The organism is Streptomyces sp. JHA26, from assembly GCF_002005565.1.
GTDB lineage: Bacteria > Actinomycetota > Actinomycetes > Streptomycetales > Streptomycetaceae > Streptomyces.
In genome coordinates this window covers 1-15,804 of the sequence record NZ_BDJC01000045.1, presented here as the reverse complement: position 1 = coordinate 15,804, position 15,804 = coordinate 1, and the positions used below count along the sequence as shown (strand labels likewise).

At 72.5% G+C, this 15,804-nt stretch carries 17 protein-coding genes; 3 read left to right on the top strand and 14 right to left on the bottom strand.

The features are described from left to right. Window positions 1-42 precede the first annotated feature (42 nt). The gene (locus tag JHAT_RS24480) at window positions 43-1,008 is read right to left on the bottom strand and encodes an NAD(P)-dependent oxidoreductase (protein WP_077800411.1); all 966 of its coding nucleotides are present in this window, start codon (window positions 1,006-1,008) and stop codon (window positions 43-45) included. After that, window positions 1,005-1,655 carry a ScbR family autoregulator-binding transcription factor gene (locus tag JHAT_RS24475; RefSeq protein WP_077800410.1) on the bottom strand — a complete coding sequence of 217 codons (651 nt, stop codon included), beginning with the start codon at window positions 1,653-1,655 and terminating at the stop codon, window positions 1,005-1,007. Before JHAT_RS24475 ends, JHAT_RS24480 begins: the two co-directional genes overlap by 4 nt. A 133-nt stretch (window positions 1,656-1,788) precedes the next feature. On the opposite strand from JHAT_RS24475, the gene JHAT_RS24470 reads away from it, so the two are divergent. Then, on the top strand, window positions 1,789-2,712 hold the full coding sequence (locus tag JHAT_RS24470; RefSeq protein WP_077800409.1) for a ScbA/BarX family gamma-butyrolactone biosynthesis protein: 924 nt from the start codon (window positions 1,789-1,791) through the stop codon (window positions 2,710-2,712). Between the two features lie 263 nt (window positions 2,713-2,975). Here JHAT_RS24470 and JHAT_RS24465 read toward each other — a convergent pair whose 3' ends face one another. Then, entirely contained in the window at window positions 2,976-3,356 is a 381-nt protein-coding gene (locus JHAT_RS24465; protein ID WP_077800408.1) for a helix-turn-helix domain-containing protein, read from the bottom strand. Window positions 3,357-3,442: 86 nt separating this feature from the next. Here JHAT_RS24465 and JHAT_RS24460 point away from each other — a divergent pair, with 86 nt between their 5' ends. Beyond that, a complete protein-coding gene (locus JHAT_RS24460) occupies window positions 3,443-3,835 on the top strand; it encodes an NAD(P)-binding domain-containing protein (protein ID WP_253195594.1) in 393 nt (130 codons plus the stop codon). Then, on the top strand, window positions 3,832-4,725 hold the full coding sequence (locus tag JHAT_RS24455) for an NAD(P)-dependent oxidoreductase (protein ID WP_290439816.1): 894 nt from the start codon (window positions 3,832-3,834) through the stop codon (window positions 4,723-4,725). Before JHAT_RS24460 ends, JHAT_RS24455 begins: the two co-directional genes overlap by 4 nt. A 62-nt stretch (window positions 4,726-4,787) precedes the next feature. Here JHAT_RS24455 and JHAT_RS35785 read toward each other — a convergent pair whose 3' ends face one another. The 11 genes from JHAT_RS35785 to JHAT_RS24405 form a co-directional block, all read right to left on the bottom strand. Then, window positions 4,788-4,985 carry a DUF6177 family protein gene (locus JHAT_RS35785; protein WP_290439818.1) on the bottom strand — a complete coding sequence of 66 codons (198 nt, stop codon included), beginning with the start codon at window positions 4,983-4,985 and terminating at the stop codon, window positions 4,788-4,790. Window positions 4,986-5,080: 95 nt separating this feature from the next. After that, window positions 5,081-6,412, bottom strand: coding sequence for a hypothetical protein (locus JHAT_RS24450; RefSeq protein WP_077800406.1), 1,332 nt, complete (start codon window positions 6,410-6,412; stop codon window positions 5,081-5,083). A gap of 13 nt (window positions 6,413-6,425) precedes the next feature. Next, the gene (locus JHAT_RS24445) at window positions 6,426-7,115 is read right to left on the bottom strand and encodes an EsaB/YukD family protein (protein WP_307718356.1); all 690 of its coding nucleotides are present in this window, start codon (window positions 7,113-7,115) and stop codon (window positions 6,426-6,428) included. 31 nt (window positions 7,116-7,146) lie between these two features. Beyond that, window positions 7,147-7,407 (bottom strand): hypothetical protein, encoded by a 261-nt coding sequence (locus JHAT_RS24440; RefSeq protein WP_077800404.1) that lies wholly within the window; start codon window positions 7,405-7,407, stop codon window positions 7,147-7,149. Window positions 7,408-7,426: 19 nt separating this feature from the next. Then, window positions 7,427-8,269 (bottom strand): immunity 49 family protein, encoded by an 843-nt coding sequence (locus JHAT_RS24435; RefSeq protein ID WP_290439817.1) that lies wholly within the window; start codon window positions 8,267-8,269, stop codon window positions 7,427-7,429. Window positions 8,270-8,302: 33 nt separating this feature from the next. After that, window positions 8,303-8,944 carry a pentapeptide repeat-containing protein gene (locus tag JHAT_RS24430; protein WP_077800439.1) on the bottom strand — a complete coding sequence of 214 codons (642 nt, stop codon included), beginning with the start codon at window positions 8,942-8,944 and terminating at the stop codon, window positions 8,303-8,305. Between the two features lie 37 nt (window positions 8,945-8,981). Further along, window positions 8,982-9,371 carry a D-ribose pyranase gene (gene rbsD, locus JHAT_RS24425; protein ID WP_077800403.1) on the bottom strand — a complete coding sequence of 130 codons (390 nt, stop codon included), beginning with the start codon at window positions 9,369-9,371 and terminating at the stop codon, window positions 8,982-8,984. Window positions 9,372-9,411: 40 nt separating this feature from the next. Further along, complete coding sequence (locus tag JHAT_RS24420; RefSeq protein WP_077800402.1) at window positions 9,412-10,317, bottom strand: ribokinase; 906 nt, start codon at window positions 10,315-10,317, stop codon at window positions 9,412-9,414. A 186-nt stretch (window positions 10,318-10,503) separates the two neighbouring features. Continuing rightward, window positions 10,504-12,459: a substrate-binding domain-containing protein gene (locus tag JHAT_RS24415; RefSeq protein ID WP_077800401.1), complete on the bottom strand. Its 1,956-nt coding sequence runs from the start codon at window positions 12,457-12,459 to the stop codon at window positions 10,504-10,506. Continuing rightward, window positions 12,449-14,002: a sugar ABC transporter ATP-binding protein gene (locus JHAT_RS24410; protein WP_077800400.1), complete on the bottom strand. Its 1,554-nt coding sequence runs from the start codon at window positions 14,000-14,002 to the stop codon at window positions 12,449-12,451. Before JHAT_RS24410 ends, JHAT_RS24415 begins: the two co-directional genes overlap by 11 nt. Beyond that, window positions 13,999-15,060: a LacI family DNA-binding transcriptional regulator gene (locus tag JHAT_RS24405; RefSeq protein WP_077800399.1), complete on the bottom strand. Its 1,062-nt coding sequence runs from the start codon at window positions 15,058-15,060 to the stop codon at window positions 13,999-14,001. Before JHAT_RS24405 ends, JHAT_RS24410 begins: the two co-directional genes overlap by 4 nt. Window positions 15,061-15,804 lie beyond the last annotated feature (744 nt).

Below are 15,804 nucleotides of genomic sequence, written 5' to 3'. Positions count from 1 at the left end.
ACCCGCCCCCGCGCCCGGGATGCCGCCGATCGGCCGTATTGCCTACGGCTTTGGCAACTTGCCGTTCCGCTTCCGGTACCAGGCACCGGCGCCGTCGAGCCGTGCCAGCGGCCCGGGGCCCTCGGGGCACCCGGCCAGCCGCCAGATCTCCTCGCCGCGGTACCAGTGGTCGCGGGCCAGGAGGGAGAACTGCCGCTCGGACAGCCGTCCCGGGGTGCGGCGGAAGCGGTCCAGGCACTCCTGCCAGGTCCAGTCCTGCGTCACCGGGTCGAGCACTCCGAGGGCGGTCAGGCGGGACATCAGGTCCAGGTTCCGCACGGGAACGGGGTGGCTGGCGTGGTACACCCCCGCCGGACCGTCCCCCTTCGCGCACGCCAGGGCGGCGATCAGCCGTGCGAGGTCCCCGACGTCCACCATGGACGACAGGGCCCGCCCGCCGTCCCACCGGGCCGGGACGCGCGCCCTCAGCTCCACCAGCGCCGGGACGACCCACCGGTCCCCGCGCCCCAGGACGAGCCCCGGCCGCAGCACGGTCGCGCCCGCCTCGACGGCCGCCGCCTCGCCCTCGAGCCGCGTACGGCTGGCCGGAGAGGTGGGCGCGGGGTCGATCTCGCCGACGCCGGGGCCGCTGTGGGGGCCGGGGCCGTACACCGCGGCGGTGGACAGGTGCACGATCCGCCCGACGCCGGCCCGCCGCGCCTCCTCCATCAGGGCGCCGGTGCCGTGCACGTTGACCGCCGCGCAGGTGGCGTCGTCCCCGCTGACGAGCGAGGCGAGGTGGATCAGGACGTCCGCGTCCCGGCAGACGCCCCGCAGGGAGGCGGGCGCCGTGAGGTCGGCGCTCTCCCAGACGAGCCCCGGCGGCGTGGGGCGGCCGGACGCGCCGCCGCGCGCGAGGGCGCGCACCCGCACCCCTCCCTCCGGCGGCCGGACGGCCAGGAGTTCGCGGAGCACGGCCGAGCCGACGAAGCCGGTCGCGCCGGTGAGGACCACCCGCAGGGGACTCATGCCTGCGCGTCCGATCCCCGGGAGGAGGCCGGCCCGGGCTGCCTGGGGGAGAGGTCGAGGCGGGCGATCACCTCGGCGGGCGCGACGGCGGGCAGCAGGTAGCGCCACATGGTGGCGATCCGCTGCGGGAGGTCGGCCCGTCCGCAGGAGATCTGCGACATGATCTGCGTCCCCGTGTACGAACCGACCAGCTGCTGGGCGAACTCCGTCTCGCTCACGTCCGGCAGCAGCTCGCCCAACTCGCGGGCCCGGACGAGCTGCTTGCGGAAGTGCTCGGTCCACCAGTCGTAGATCGTGTAGTCCTGCAGGTCGGGCTCGTTCTGCTCGACCGCGAGCCGTACGCCCGCCCTCAGGAGGGTGTTGCGCTGCATCTCCAGGGCCAGGTACTGGGTCATGTCGACCAGTTGCTGCAGGCCGTCCCGCTCCTGCGGGAACTGCAGGTCGGCGGCCTGTTCGAGGATCACCGCACGGGCCAGCCCCTCCTTCGACTTGAAGTGGAAGTACACCGCCCCCGCGGTCACTCCGGCGATGTCGAGGATCTTGTTGATGCTGGCCCCGGCGTAACCCACTTCGTCGAACACCTCGGCGGCGGCGCGCAGCAGTACCTCACGCGTTCGCTGGGCCCGTTCCTGCATCTGGCGCGCCATGCTTCCGTTCCCTGTTCTCTCGGCATCTCTCGACAAACAAAAAGAATGACCTCTATGTTATGCCCAGGCGCCTCGCCGCACCACCGTGTGCCGCGGTCGCCTCACGTCACCGACCCTTGGGGGAGAGTCAGGCATGTCGTTACACCTTGCTCAGGACCGGACCACGAGCGTTCCGCAGGCCCTGACGCACAAGGTCAACCAGGACGAGGTGCTCCTGGAACGATGGGGGAAGACCGGCCCCGACGTGTTCACGGTCACCGCCCGCTGGCCGCGTTCGCACGGCTTCTACCTCACGCGCCACGGACTGCACGATCCGCTCCTGCTGAGCGAGACGATTCGGCAGACCCTGCCGCTCCTGTCCCACGGAGCCTACGAGGTACCGCTCGGTCACCAGCTCCTGTGGCGCGACTTCCACTGGAGTCTCGCGCCCGAGGCGCTCACCGCCGAAGAGGCCGACGCCGAGATCGAACTGCGCATCAGGTGCACGGACGTCACCTACCGCAGGAGCCGCGCCGCGGCCATCACCCTGCACGTCGAGGCCCTGCGTGACGGCGCCCACCTGGCCGTCGCCCGTACCAGCTTCTCCATCCAGGACCGCTCCGTCTACGAGCGTCTGCGCGGCCGCTACGCCGACGTCGCGCAGGCCAACGCGCGGTCGATCCCGTTGTCCCCGCCGGCCTCCGCGGCACCGGTCGGCCGCGAACGCTTCGACGACGTCGTGCTGTCCAACACCGACAGCGCGAACCGGTGGCAGCTGCGCGCCGACACGGCCCACCCGGTGCTCTTCGACCACCCCGTCGACCACGCCCCGGGCATGCTGCTGCTCGAAGCGGCACGCCAGTGCGCCCAGGCCATGACCCACCCCCGGCCGAGCGTGGTGGTCGGCATGGACTCGGCCTTCGCCCGCTACGTCGAACTCGACAGCCCCTGCTGGCTCCTGGCCGAACCCCTTCCCGACGACCTGGCGGGGCGCGCCCGGGTCCGCGTCGTCGCCGAGCAGAACGACGCCGTGGCCTACTCCTCCGTGGTGGTCCTCGCCCAGGCCCCCACGGCCTAGCACCGCCGCGCGGTGATCCGCCGCCCGGCCGTCCCCCCCCCACGCGTCCGCGGTCCCGTGACGGTCGGGAGGCCTGGACGACCGGGAGCCTGTAAAGGCCGTCCGCAAAAGGCCGTTCGCACCCTCCCCGCGTGCCGGGAGCCCGCTCCCGGCACGCGGCGTGCGGTGCGCGTCACGGACCCGTGCGGTCACGCACCGCGCGGACGCGCACAGACCGCCGGTCGCCGCGGGTCCCCCGACCCGTGGGCCGGGGGACCCGCGGGTCAGGAGACCGCCCGGGCCGAGGGCTCGGGGGCCGCGACGACGTCGAGGCGGTCCCGGTGGATGCGGTCCCGGCCCCACTCGCCGAGCGGCCGCAGCGCCTCGTTGAGCGCCGCGCCCGACTCGGTCAGCGAGTACTCCACCTTCGGCGGGACCTCCGCGTAGACCCTGCGGTGGACGAGACCGTCCTCCTCCATCTGACGCAGATGCTGCGTCAGCATCTTCTCGCTCACGCCCGGTATGGCACGCCGCAGTTCGGCGAAGCGCCGGACGCCGTGGGTGTGCAGCTCCCACAGGACGAGGCCCTTCCACTTGCCGCTGACGACGTCGAGCGCGGCGTCGATGCCACAGATGTAGGGGCCGTTGCGGGGTGCCTTCGCCATGGAACCTCCCTGCTCACCAAAAGGTAAGTACCGCAGTAAATAGTGGGTACTTCCGCGACGATACCGCGTTGACCAGCATGGTCGACGTGCCTGAATCCACACCGAATCCAGTCCGTTCGACCGACATCAGCATGCTCGGCCTCGGCGCGATGGGCAGTGCCCTGGCGACCGCGTTGCTCGACTCCGGCCGTTCCGTGACCGTCTGGAACCGAACCCCCGGTCGCGCCGAGGGACCGGTGGCCCGCGGCGCTCGTGCCGCTGGCCCGGTCCGCGAGGCCGTCACGGCGAGCCCCGTGGTCGTCGCCTGCCTGTTCACGCTCTCCTCCGTCCAGGAGACCCTCGGCCCGGTCGCCGCCGTCCAGGCGCTGATCAGCCGCCAGATCGCCGCGGGCCACGGCGCGCAGGGCTTGCCGAGGATCTACGAGAGCCTGCGCGCCGTCGGCTCCGGCTCCGGCTCCGACGAGGGAGGCGCCGCGTGAACGCCACACCCGTCACGATCATCGGCCTCGGCCCGATGGGCCGGGCCATGGCGAGGACGCTCCTCGCCGCCGGCCACCCCGTCACCGTCTGGAACCGCACCCCCGGCCGGGCCGACGGCGTCGTGGCCGACGGGGCCACCCCGGCCGCCTCGCCCGCCGACGCGGTCACCGCCGGTGAGCTGGTGATCCTCAGCCTCACCGACTACCAGGCGATGTACGACGTCCTGGGAGCCGCGACCGGCGCGCTCGCCGGCCGCACGATCGTCAACCTGAGCTCGGACACCCCCGACCGCGCCCGTGAGGCGGCGGCCTGGGCGGCCGGACACGGGGCGCGCTTCGTGACCGGCGGCGTGATGGTGCCCGCGGCGATGGTCGGCACCGAGACGGCGTACGTGTACTACAGCGGACCGGCCGAGGCCTTCGAGGCGCACCGCGCGACCCTGGCCCGGATCGGCACGCCCCACCGGCTCGGCGAGGACCCCGGGCTGGCCCAGCTGATGTACCAGGCCCACCTCGACGTGTTCCTGACGAGCCTGTCCTCGCTCCTGCACGCCACCGCGCTGCTGGGCTCGGCCGGGATCACCGCGACGGAGGCGGTCGCGGAGCTGATGCGGACGCTGACCGACATCCCGGCGATGCTCCGGGCCGGGGAGAACGTCGGCGCCCAGATCGACGCCGGTGAACACCCGGGCCACCTGAGCACGGTGACCATGATGGGCGCCACCGCGGACCACATCGTCGCCACCAGCGCCGCCGCCGGCATCGACCTCGCCCTCCCGCACGCCGTCCAGGCGCACTACCGGCGCGCGATCGCCGACGGCCACGGGAAGGACAACTGGACCCGCATCATCGACGGCATCCGCACGCCGGGGACGAACGCGGGGGCATGACCCACGGCGATCCGGGGCGGGACCCGGGGCAACCCCGGGTCCCGCCGGCGCGGAGCACACCGTCAGGCGCCCGTCCCCGCCCCCGCCCCCGGCACACCGGCCCGCAGGTGCGCCGCCAGGCGGTGCAGCTCACCGAGGGCACGGGCGTCGGACCCGTCACTCAGCGGGTAGTGCAGAGCCGGCCCGGAGGCGGGCCCCAGGGCGACGGGCCGTACTGCGACGGGCGGGTTCGCAGGGGCGGGTGCTGCGGGCGGGCCGATGGACGATCTGCAGGGTCACGGGCGAACTTCTCCGAAGCGGGTCGTGACGGGAGGCGGACAGGACGGACACGGACCCGCACGTACGGGCCGGACGCTCATCGCACCCTCACCGCGCGTCCCATCACCTCGGCGGCCAGCCGCAGGACGGCCTGCTGCGTGGCGTGTGCCACCAGGTCGGTGCGGATGGGACCGCCGCCGGCCAGATGACGGTCGTAGGGCACGGTGACGACGGTGACCCCGACCTCCCCGAGGTGCCCGGCGGCCGTCCTGTCGTCGAGGAGCGCGTCGGGGGTGTCCGACACCAGTGCCACGACCGTCGTGGCGAGGGCGGAGTGCGGCAACCGGGCCAGCCAGTCCAGTACCTGACGGGTGGCGTTCACCCCCTCCGCGGTGGCCGGCGAGACCACCACCCGGGCGTGCGCGGTGTCCATGGCGGTGCGGGCCACCTCGCCGGGGAGCGTCTCGCAGTCGACCACGGTCACGGCGAAGTAGCGGCGCAGCGCCAGCGTCACCTTGCGGTACGACGTCATGTCGAGGGGTGGACCGACCTGCCCCCGGCTCGCGGGCAGCAGCCAGCCGCCGCTCGACACCGGTACCAGGTAGCCGGTCACGTCGGTCAGGTGCATGGACGGATGGAGGATCGACGCGAGGTCGGCGCAGGTCCAGCGCACCGCCTTCGCCCCCATGCGCACCGGCAGCGTGCCCAGCGCGGCGTCCGCCTCCAGGGTGAGCACCGGGTCGTGCCGGTAGTGGTTGAGGGCGTGGCCGAGCAGCGCCGAGACGGTGGACTTGCCGACCCCGCCGCGGATGGAGGTGACGGCCACCACCCGGCCCGTGGTGACGGGCTGCTGCACCTCACGGGCGATCCGCGTCTGCTCGGTGACCTCCTGGGCCACGGACGAGGCGAGTCTGCGCAGGGCCCTCCCCGTACGCCGGGTCACGGGATCGCCGTGCAGGGGACGTCCCAGGGCGAGGAGGAGACGGGGATCGAGGGTGGGGGAGGACTCGGGGGCGGGGGGGAGTCGGGGACCGCGGACGGGGACGGGGGCGGCGGGCGTGACGGGCCGCTCCGGGCCCGGTTCGCCGACGGCCCGGGCACCGGGTGCGGGGACCGTGGACGCGGGGCCGCCCGGAGCACCGGGCGCGGACGGGGACACCGGACCGGGGGACACCAGGCCGGGGGCCTGCGGACCGCCCGAGCCCGTCCCCTCTCCCGCCACTGTGACCGCAGGCCGCGGGGGTGCGGGGTGCGCGAGCCGCAGCGCGGGCTCACCGGGCCGGACCGGGGCCGTCCCTCGGCCGTCGTCACCGGCACCGGTCTTCGAACGGTCGTCTCCCACGGCGTCACCCAACTCCCTCAGCACGTCCCGCTGCCAGTCGCCGCCGTCCGCCGACGGCAGCCCGTGCCTCTGCTCCCCCTGCGTCATGCGGCCGTGCTCCCTAAACGAAGGTGCCGAGCGGTCGCCCGTACACGCCGAACAGGCCGACGAGCAGCGGGAGCAGCGCGATGACCCCCACCGATTCGAGCAGGTCACCGACCCGGCGCAGCCGAACCCGCACGTGCTCGGCCAGTTGCACACCGAGCGCGCCGGCGGCACACAGGAGCGTTGCGGCGAGCCCGTACCCGCGCATCCGCCCCAGGACCGCACCCGCGGCCGCACCGGCGGCGGCGAGCAGTGCGCCGGCGGCCACCGCGTCGTCGTACCGCGCACGCGCGAACAGGGCGGCGACGACCACCCAGCCGACGCTCGCGACCCCCGCCGTGGCCCGCCGTGCGGCGGGCCCCCACACCCATGCCCGGTGACCGAGGTCCTCGGCCGCCATGTCGGCGACGTCGTGCACGACGGGGGCGGGCGGGGCGTCCTCCGCGCGGACCAGACGCAGCACGGCGCCGTCGCGGACGCCCGCCGTTTCCAGTGTGCTGTCGTGATCGAGCGCGGAGCCGTCCATCGTGACGAGCTGACGAGAGGCGGGGCGCCCCTCCACGCGGTCGCCCAGCAACCGCATGATCTCGGGCAGCAGCAGCCCGACCGGCTCCCGCGCGGGAAGCACGAGGTCGACGCGGCGCCGCTCACCGACGAGCGTGACCCGGCTCAACGCCGTCGGCCCACCGGCCGTTTCCCTGCTCAAGGCCCCCGTAGACATCACGTTCGCGAACCTATCACCGGCTTGTAGGACTGTCGGATGGTACGGAGGTGCCGGGAGAGTACGGGCTCTGCCCGATCAGCCGGTGCGACACGAACGACCACCCCACGCACCCCGCACACAGCACGGCCGCGATCACCATCCCGGCGACCACCTTCCCCACCCGCTCGTCCACGGCACGCCGTTGCCGCTGCACCCCGAACGCCAGGGCGTCCCGCAACCGCCGCCGCACGGCGACGGATTCGAGGAGCTGGCTGTCGTAGTCCTGGGCGGTCATGGTGATGCTCTACCTCGTGTCAGGTGGGGAACTCGCCGAGCCAGCTGCGCTTGAGCAGGTGCTCGGGCAGGTATTCCGACTCGACCTCGACGGGCAGTCCGGCGTCGTGGGCGAGGCAGGTGAGGGCGAGGATGTCGAGGGGGATGTCGCCGTCGCCCGTCTCCTGGCGTTCCTCGCTCGCGGTCCAGTACTCCTTGTGGAGCTCGAGCGCCCGCACCAGTGCCTCGTTGAACTCCTCCGGGTCCCGGCCGGCGAAGCGGTAGAACAGGTTGATCGGCGGATACAGGACCTTGAGCATCATCTCGCGGTCGAGGAACCGCAGCCGGTCCGGATCGGTCCCGTCGAACGCGGCCGTGAGCTTCTCCCCGAGCCCCGGCCCCTCCAGCCAGTACGTCTGGAGGGCGTCGACCCAGTGGTAGATGTACTCCTCGAACACCGCGCCGGAGGCCCGCAGCGTCTCGACCGGCACCTGACACAACTGCGTCATCCGAGCCTGGTCCCGGCAGACGACCGCGAGCCAGAAGGCTTCCAGCCAGGTACCGGCGTCGGTGAAGTGCGTGACCCCCACGGCGGGGATCGTCCGTACCTCATGCCCGATCATGCACTGCACGGTGGAGCCCTCGGGAGCGGTCGCCGAGGCGAACAGGGCGGACCCGACCTGCATGGCCATGGTCCAGGCTTCCCACGTCTCCAGCTTGTCGGCGGTGGGATCATCAAGAGTCTGCAGCTTGGCCCTGCTCAGGGCGCTACTGAAAGTCCGACCAAAGCTGTCCGGGTACTTCTCGAGATCTTCGATTTTCGAGAGAGTGCGGGCATTCAGTTCCTCTCGGAATGTATCCGGAATTGTTTGGGTGCCCTCCAATGCGGGCCGCAAAACAATGACCGGCAATTTATGTCACCTCCGGCTCTCCAGTACACGTACATCGCCGCCACGCTCCCGAAGCCAGCGCTCCAGATCGGCGCCGCCGATCTCTTGTCGGCCCTCCTGGCTGATCAGTTGAAGAGGGCCGAAAACGGTGCCGGAAAGACCTGTAAATCTGGTCTCCTCGTCCACAGCCACTTCGAACGTGTTCTCTTGGACGACCGCTTCGGACAAGTCCGCCCCGCAGAAGTCGACATCGATCAGTGAGGAACCCATGAGACGGGCGCCCCGTAGGGAGGCAGCCGAGGCGTCGACCGCGTACAGCGATGCCTTGACCAGATCAGCGCCGTCGAGGACCGCACCCCGAAGCACCGCGTCATCGAGGTTGGCGCGTACCATCGACGCCTGTGTGAGGTCGGCTCCTGAGAAGTCGGCCCCTTCGGCGTCGGACCGGTAGAGGTCCACGCCGACGAGTTTGGCCCCCACCAGCTTGGCATCGGTGAACCAGGACGCGTGAAAGACACCGCCGGAGAGATACGCCCCACTGAGATCGAGACCGATCACGTCGATTTCACCGACGCCACCCCGTGAAAGCCACTCCTCGAGCCGTGCCGCGGCTTGAGAGTTGGGCGGAGCCTTGGGGAGAGTCCAGGGCTCACGGGCACCAGATGCCATCGTCTTCCCCATCATTCTTTCGGGCGATTGGCTCGACCTAGAAGAACACCCCGCACCGCACCAGCACGTTCGCGTACGGCCGGGCCTCGCCCGTGCGGACCACCAGGCGGGCGCCCGCCGACAGGGCTTTGAGGCGTTCGTGCGGGACCAGGGACAGGTCGGGGAAGTGCCCGTCCAGGAGGGCCGCGGCCTGCGGGTTGGCGTCCCGGACCTCCGTCGCCGCCGTCGCGCCCTCGATCACCAGCTCGGCCAGCAGGCCGTCCAGCACCTCGGCGAAGGACGGCACCCCGGCCCGGAAGGCGAGGTCGACCACGCGCGGGCCGTCGGGGATCGGCATGCCCGCGTCGCAGACCAGCACGCCGTCGCCGTGGCCGAGTTCGGCCAGGGCGCCGGCGAGGTGGCGGTTGAGTATCCCGGACTTCTTCACGGTGCCGCCCTCTTCACTCGCCTCGTCGCGGTTCCCCCGCTCACAGCGCCTCGACCTCCGCCGCCGTCGGGTACGACACCTGCGCCCCCGCCCTCGTGACCGCCGCCGCGCCCACCCGGGCGGCGTAGGCCGCCGCCTCGGCGAGCGACGCGCCGGTGCCGAGCCGCCAGGCCAGCGCCGCCGTGAACGCGTCGCCGGCGCCCGTGGTGTCCACGGCTTCCACCTTCACCGACGGGACCCGGCGGACGCCCTCGGCCGCCGAGGCGACCAGCGCGCCCTCGGCGCCCAGGGTGACGACCACCGAGCGCGGGCCCTTGGCCAGCAGCAGGCCGGCCCAGTCCTCGGGGCGTTCGCTCACGCACGCGTCGCCGAGGATCACCCTCGCCTCGTGCTCGTTGACGATCAGCGGGTCGCAGGCGTCCAGCACCTCCTGCGGCAGCGGACGCGGCGGCGACGGGTTCAGCACGAAGCGGCTGCCCGGTGCCAGGCTCCGGACCACCTCCACCACCGTCTCCAGCGGAATCTCCAACTGCGCCGAGACGGCCCGGGAGGCGTGGAAGAGGCTGGCGGCGGCCCGGACGTCCCCCGGGGCCAGCCGGCCGTTGGCGCCCGGCGAGACGACGATGCTGTTGTCCCCGGACGGGTCGACGGTGATCAACGCGACGCCGGTCGGCGCCCCGCCCACCAGCACGCCGACCGTGTCGACGCCGGCCGCCCGCTGCGAGTCGAGCAGCAGCCGGCCGTAGGAGTCGTCACCGACCCTGGCCAGCAGGGCCGTACGGGCGCCGAGCCGGGCGGCGGCCACCGCCTGGTTGGCGCCCTTGCCGCCCGGGTGGACCACCAGGTCCGAGCCCAGCACCGTCTCGCCGGCCCCGGGCCGCCGATCGACGCCGATCACCAGGTCGGCGTTGGCCGACCCCACGACCAGCAGGTCGTAGTCGTACATGAATCGCTCCCCGATCCGAGTGAATCCGAGTGAATCCGAGTGAATCCGAGTGAATCCGAGTGAGTTCGAGTGAGTCCGAGTGAGTCAGGATGAGCCCGAGTGAGCCAGGGTGAGTCCGACTGCGTCCGACCGACGTGGGCGGGTGGTCGTCGTGACCGCCCGCCCACGTCTATCCGTGCGCCCGTGTCAGCCCTCGAAGCCGGCCACGTTCTCCTTGGTGACCACCTTCACCGGCACCTTCACCATCTTCTCCACCTTCTCGCCCTCGGCGGCCCGCAGCGCGTTCCGTACGGCGATCCTGCCCAGTTCCTTCGGCTGCTGCGCGACGGAGGCGTACAGCGTGCCCGCCTGGACCGCCTTCAGCCCGTCCGGCGTGCCGTCGAACCCGACGACCTGGACCGACTTCCCGGCCTTGGAACCGAGCGCCTTGACCGCGCCGAGCGCCATCTCGTCGTTCTCCGCGAAGACGCCGTCGATGTCGGGGTGCGCCTGGAGCAGGTTGGTCATCACGTCCAGGCCCTTGGTGCGGTCGAAGTCCGCGGGCTGCTTGGCGACGACCTCGATGCCCGGGTAGGCCTTCAGACCGGCCGCGAAGCCCGCCCCGCGCTCCCGGCTGGCGGAGGTGCCGGCCTGGCCCTGCAGGATGACGATCGTGCCCTTGCCGCCGAGCTTCTCGGCGAGCGCCTTGGCGCCGAGCTGACCGCCCTCGACGTTGTCGGAGGCGACCAGCGCCGCCGTGTCCGCCTTGTTGACGCCGCGGTCCACGGCGACGACGGGGATGTCGGCCTTGTTCGCGCCGCGCACCGCGGGACCGGCGGCGTCGGAGTCCACCGGGTTGACGATGACCGAGGAGAGCGAACCGCTGGTGAAGTTCTGCAGCTGGTTGGCCTGCTGCGAGGCGTCGTTCTGCGCGTCGGTGACCGTCAGGTCCACGCCCAGCTTCTTCGCCTCCTCCTGGGCGCCCGCCCGGATCTGCACGAAGAACGGGTTGTTGAGCGTCGACAGCGACAGGCCGATCTTCTGCGACTTGCCCGCCGAGGAGCCGTTGTGCAGCAGCGAGGTCGCGCCGACGACCGCCACGGCCACGACGGCGGCGATCACGTACGTCAGGGCCTGCTTGCCCCGGTTGCCGCCCCCGGACGCCCCGGCCGCCGGAGTCACCGCGCCCGCCTTGCGGCGCAGCGTGTCGAAGAGCACCGCCAGCGCGATGACCACACCGATGACGACCTGCTGCCAGAACGCGGAGACGGACAGCAGGTTGAGGCCGTTGCGCAGCACCGCGAGGATCAGCGCGCCGATCAGCGTGCCCGAGGCCTTGCCGGTGCCGCCCGCGAGGGAGGCGCCGCCGATGACGACGGCGGCGATGGCGTCCAGCTCGTAGCCCTGCGCGGCCTGCGGCTGCGCGGAGGCCAGCCGGGAGGCGAGCACGATGCCCGCGGCGGCGGCGAACAGGCCGGAGAAGGCGTAGATGGCGAGCTTCTGCCGCTTCACGCGCAGCCCGGACAGCCGCGCGGCCTCCTCGTTGCCGCCGATGGCGTACATGGCCCGGCCGATGTAGGTCCGGCCGAGGACGAAGGCCGTGATCAGACCCATCACGATCATCACGAGCACCGGCACGGGCAGCCAGCCGCCCAGCGTGTCACCGAGGTGGGAGACCGAGTCCGGGAAGGCGATCGGCGAACCCTGCGAGATGACCAGCGACAGACCGCGCCCCACCGACAGCATGGCCAGCGTCGCGATGAACGGCGGCAGCTTCCCGTACGAGATGAGGAAACCGTTCACCAGGCCGCAGGCGATGCCCGTCAGGACGGACAGCAGCACCGCGAGCGCGACCGGCATCCCGGCCTCGGTGGCGCTCCACGCCAGCACGGTGGCCGACAGCGCGGCGACCGAGCCGACCGACAGGTCGATGCCCGCCGAGACGATGACGAAGGTGACGCCGAACGCGAGGATCGCGGTGACGGCGGCCTGCACGCCGACGTTGAGGAGGTTGTCGGCGGTCAGGAAGTCCCCGGACAGCGCCGACATGGCGACGACGAGGACGATCAGCGCGGTCAGCGCGCCGTTGTCGAGGAGCAGGCGGCGCAGGCCGCCCGTGGCGCCCGGCGCGCCCGGCTTGCTCTTGAGCGTGTCAGTGGCCACGGGAGGCCTCCGTTCCGTTGCTGGTCGTACTGGTCGTGCTGGTCGTGCTGGGGTTGCTGACGGCGAGGGCCATCACGGCGTCCTGGGTGGCCCGTTCGGCGGGGAGTTCGCCCGCGACCCGGCCCTGCGCCATGACCACCACCCGGTCGCTCATGCCGAGCACCTCCGGCAGATCGCTGGAGATCATGAGCACGGCGGCACCGGCGGCCGTCAGTTCGTTGATGAGCTGGTAGATCTCGACCTTGGCGCCGACGTCGATGCCGCGGGTCGGCTCGTCGAGGATCAGCACCTTGGTGTTCGCCAGCAGCCACTTGCCGATGACGACCTTCTGCTGGTTGCCGCCGGACAGGGTCCGCACGTGCTGCCCGAGCCCGGCCATCCGCACGCCGAGCTGCCCGGCGATCCGCTCGGCCGCCTCGTGCTGGCCCTTGAGGTCGACGAGCCCGGCGCGGGCGGTGGACCTCAGCGTGACGAGCCCGAGGTTCTCCTCCACGGAGGCGTCGAGCACCAGTCCCTGCCCCTTGCGGTCCTCGGGGACTAGCCCGATCCCGGCCGCCATCGCGGCGTTCACGTCGTGCCGCCGCAACGGCGCGCCCGCGACGTGCACGCTCCCGGAGTCGTACGGATCGGCGCCGAACACCGCCCGCACGACCTCGGTCCGCCCGGCCCCGACCAGCCCCGCGATGCCGACGACCTCACCGGCCCGCACCTCGAAGCCGACGTCGTGGAAGACACCGTCGCGGGTGAGCCCCTCCACCCTGAGCAGCGCCTCACCGGCGTCGGTGCGCTCGCGCGGGTACTGCTGCTCGATCGACCGCCCGACCATGAGCCGCACGAGCTCGTCCTCGGGCGTGGAGGCGGGCACCTGCCCGACGCTGCGCCCGTCCCGGATGACGGTGACCCGGTCGCCGAGGGCGGCGATCTCCTCCAGGTGGTGGGTGATGAAGACGATGCCGACACCGTCCTCGCGCAGCCGCCGCACGATCGCGAACAGCTTCTCGACCTCCTCGGAGGTGAGCACGGCGGTCGGCTCGTCCATGATGAGCACGCGCGCGTCCAGGCTGAGCGCCTTGGCGATCTCCACCATCTGGAGCCGGGCGATGCCGAGTTCGCGCACCCGCGCACGGGGGGAGACGCTGACCCCCACCCGCTCGAGCAGCACCTCGGCGTCGGCGTCCATCTTCTTCCGGTCGATCATCCCGAACCGGCGCGGCTGGCGCCCCAGGAAGATGTTCTCGGCGACCGTCAGGTCGGGGACGAGGTTGAACTCCTGGTAGATGGTGGCGATGCCGAGCCGCTCGGAGTCCTGCGCACCGTTGATGCGCACCTCCTCGCCGCCGACCAGGATCCGCCCGGCGTCGGGCGTGTAGGCGCCGGAGAGCATCTTGATCAGCGTGCTCTTGCCCGCGCCGTTCTCACCGAGGAGCACGTGCACCTCGCCCCGGCGCAGGTCGAAGTCGACGCTGTCGAGCGCGACGACACCGGGGAAGGTCTTGCGGATGCCCTCGATGCGCAGCAACTCGTCGGGATCACGGCTGCTCACGGCGTACTCCTTCGTACGGGGGACGGGGACGGGGACGGGTCGTGCGGGGACGGGTCGTGCGGGGAGGCGGCCTCGCCGCAGGAGCGGCGGACGACGAGCCGCGCCGGCAGGGTGACGGACTCGCCGGCCCCTCCCTCGATGCGGTCGACCAGCGCGCGCACGGCGGCCCGCCCGAGGTCGCCCGTGGGCTGGGCGATCGCGGTGATCGGCGGATCGGTGTGCACGAACCAGCGGATGTCGTCGAACGCGGCGAGAGCGATGTCGTCGGGGACGCGCATGCCCCGCGCGCGTACGGCGTCCAGGGCGCCGAGCGCCATCAGGTTGTCGGCGGCGAAGACGACCTCGGGCGGCTCGGGCAGGTCGAGGAAACCCTCGGTGACCCGGCGTCCGCTGCCGGCCTGGAAGTCGCCCTGGCCGATGTAGGCGTCGGGGAGGGGGAGCCCGTACGCGCCGAGCGCCTCGCGGAAGGCGTCCACCCGCTCGCGGCCGGTCGTGGTGGCGGCGGGCCCGGCGATGATGGCGAGCCGCCGGTGCCCGAGCCCGTGCAGGTGCGCGACCAGGTCCCGTACCGCCGCCCGCCCGTCCGACCGGACGACGGGCACGTCCACGCCGGGGATCCAGCGGTCGACGAACACCATGGGCGTCCCGGCGCGCGCGGCGTCCAGCATGCGCGGGGAGCCGCCGTCGGTGGGGGAGACGAGGAGCCCGTCGATACGGCGGTCCAGCAGCGTCGTGACGTGGTGGTCCTGGAGGTCGGGCCGCTCGTCGGCGTTGCCGATGATGACGCTGTAGCCGAGCGCGCGGGCCTCCTCCTCGACGGAGCGGGCCAGTTCGGTGAAGTACGGGTTCAGCACGTCGCTGATGACCAGGCCGAGGGTGCGGGTCTGCGCGGTGCGCAGGGACCGGGCGACGGCGTTCGGGCGGTAGCCCAGCGCCTCGACGGCGGCCAGCACGCGGGTGCGGGCGTCCGGGCTGACGGACGGGTGGCCGTTGAGGACGCGCGAGACCGTCGCGACGGACACGCCCGCCTCGGCGGCGACGTCCTTGATGCTCGCCATCGCCGTTCCACCTCCTTGTGGAATCGATTACACGGAGGATTGGAATCGATTACACGGGTGGGAATCAAGGGGTGGGGTGGCGCCGCAACCCAATCGTGACCGGGGGATGTGGAAGTGGACGTCCAGGTCGGCGAGGCGACCCCCTGTGAGAGGAGTGGCCGTGGGGCCGCCCGCTTCTTGGTCAGTGTCGTGCTTGTGCGAGCCGAGTAAAGGGCGCTCCCTGCGGTCGCGTCGGCTGCGCCGATGGGCCTGCGGCCCACCCTTGACTCGGCTCGCTCCAGCACGGGGGAGAAGCGTGCGGGCGGCCGGGGAGGGATGGGTGTCCCGGGTGCGCCGGTCCCTGCTCTGTGTTTGCCGGTCGCCCGGCGTGAGGGTGCGCGTCAGCGTCTCGCCTGCACGCCGGGTGGTTTGGCGTCCACCGGCCGGTGGGGGGGCGGAGGCCTACGGCCTGTGGACCCCTCGGCCCGGTGGGGCCGGGGGGTCCGACACTCGGTGGGGCGTGGGGGATCACCGCCCGGTGGGGGCTGGGGTCCCGCGGCCGGTGGGGGAGGGGTATCCCGGGGAGCTGGATGCCTGGTGGCCTGGCGGTCGTGCCGGGAAGTGCCCCCACCGCCCACCGCCGACCACGCACCACCCCCGGTCCGCCCCGCACCCTTCACCACCCACCGGCGGGTGGACGCTGAGACGGCCCGGCGTGCTGGCGAGACGCTGACGCGCTCCCCTCCACCGGACCGCAGACGCTTA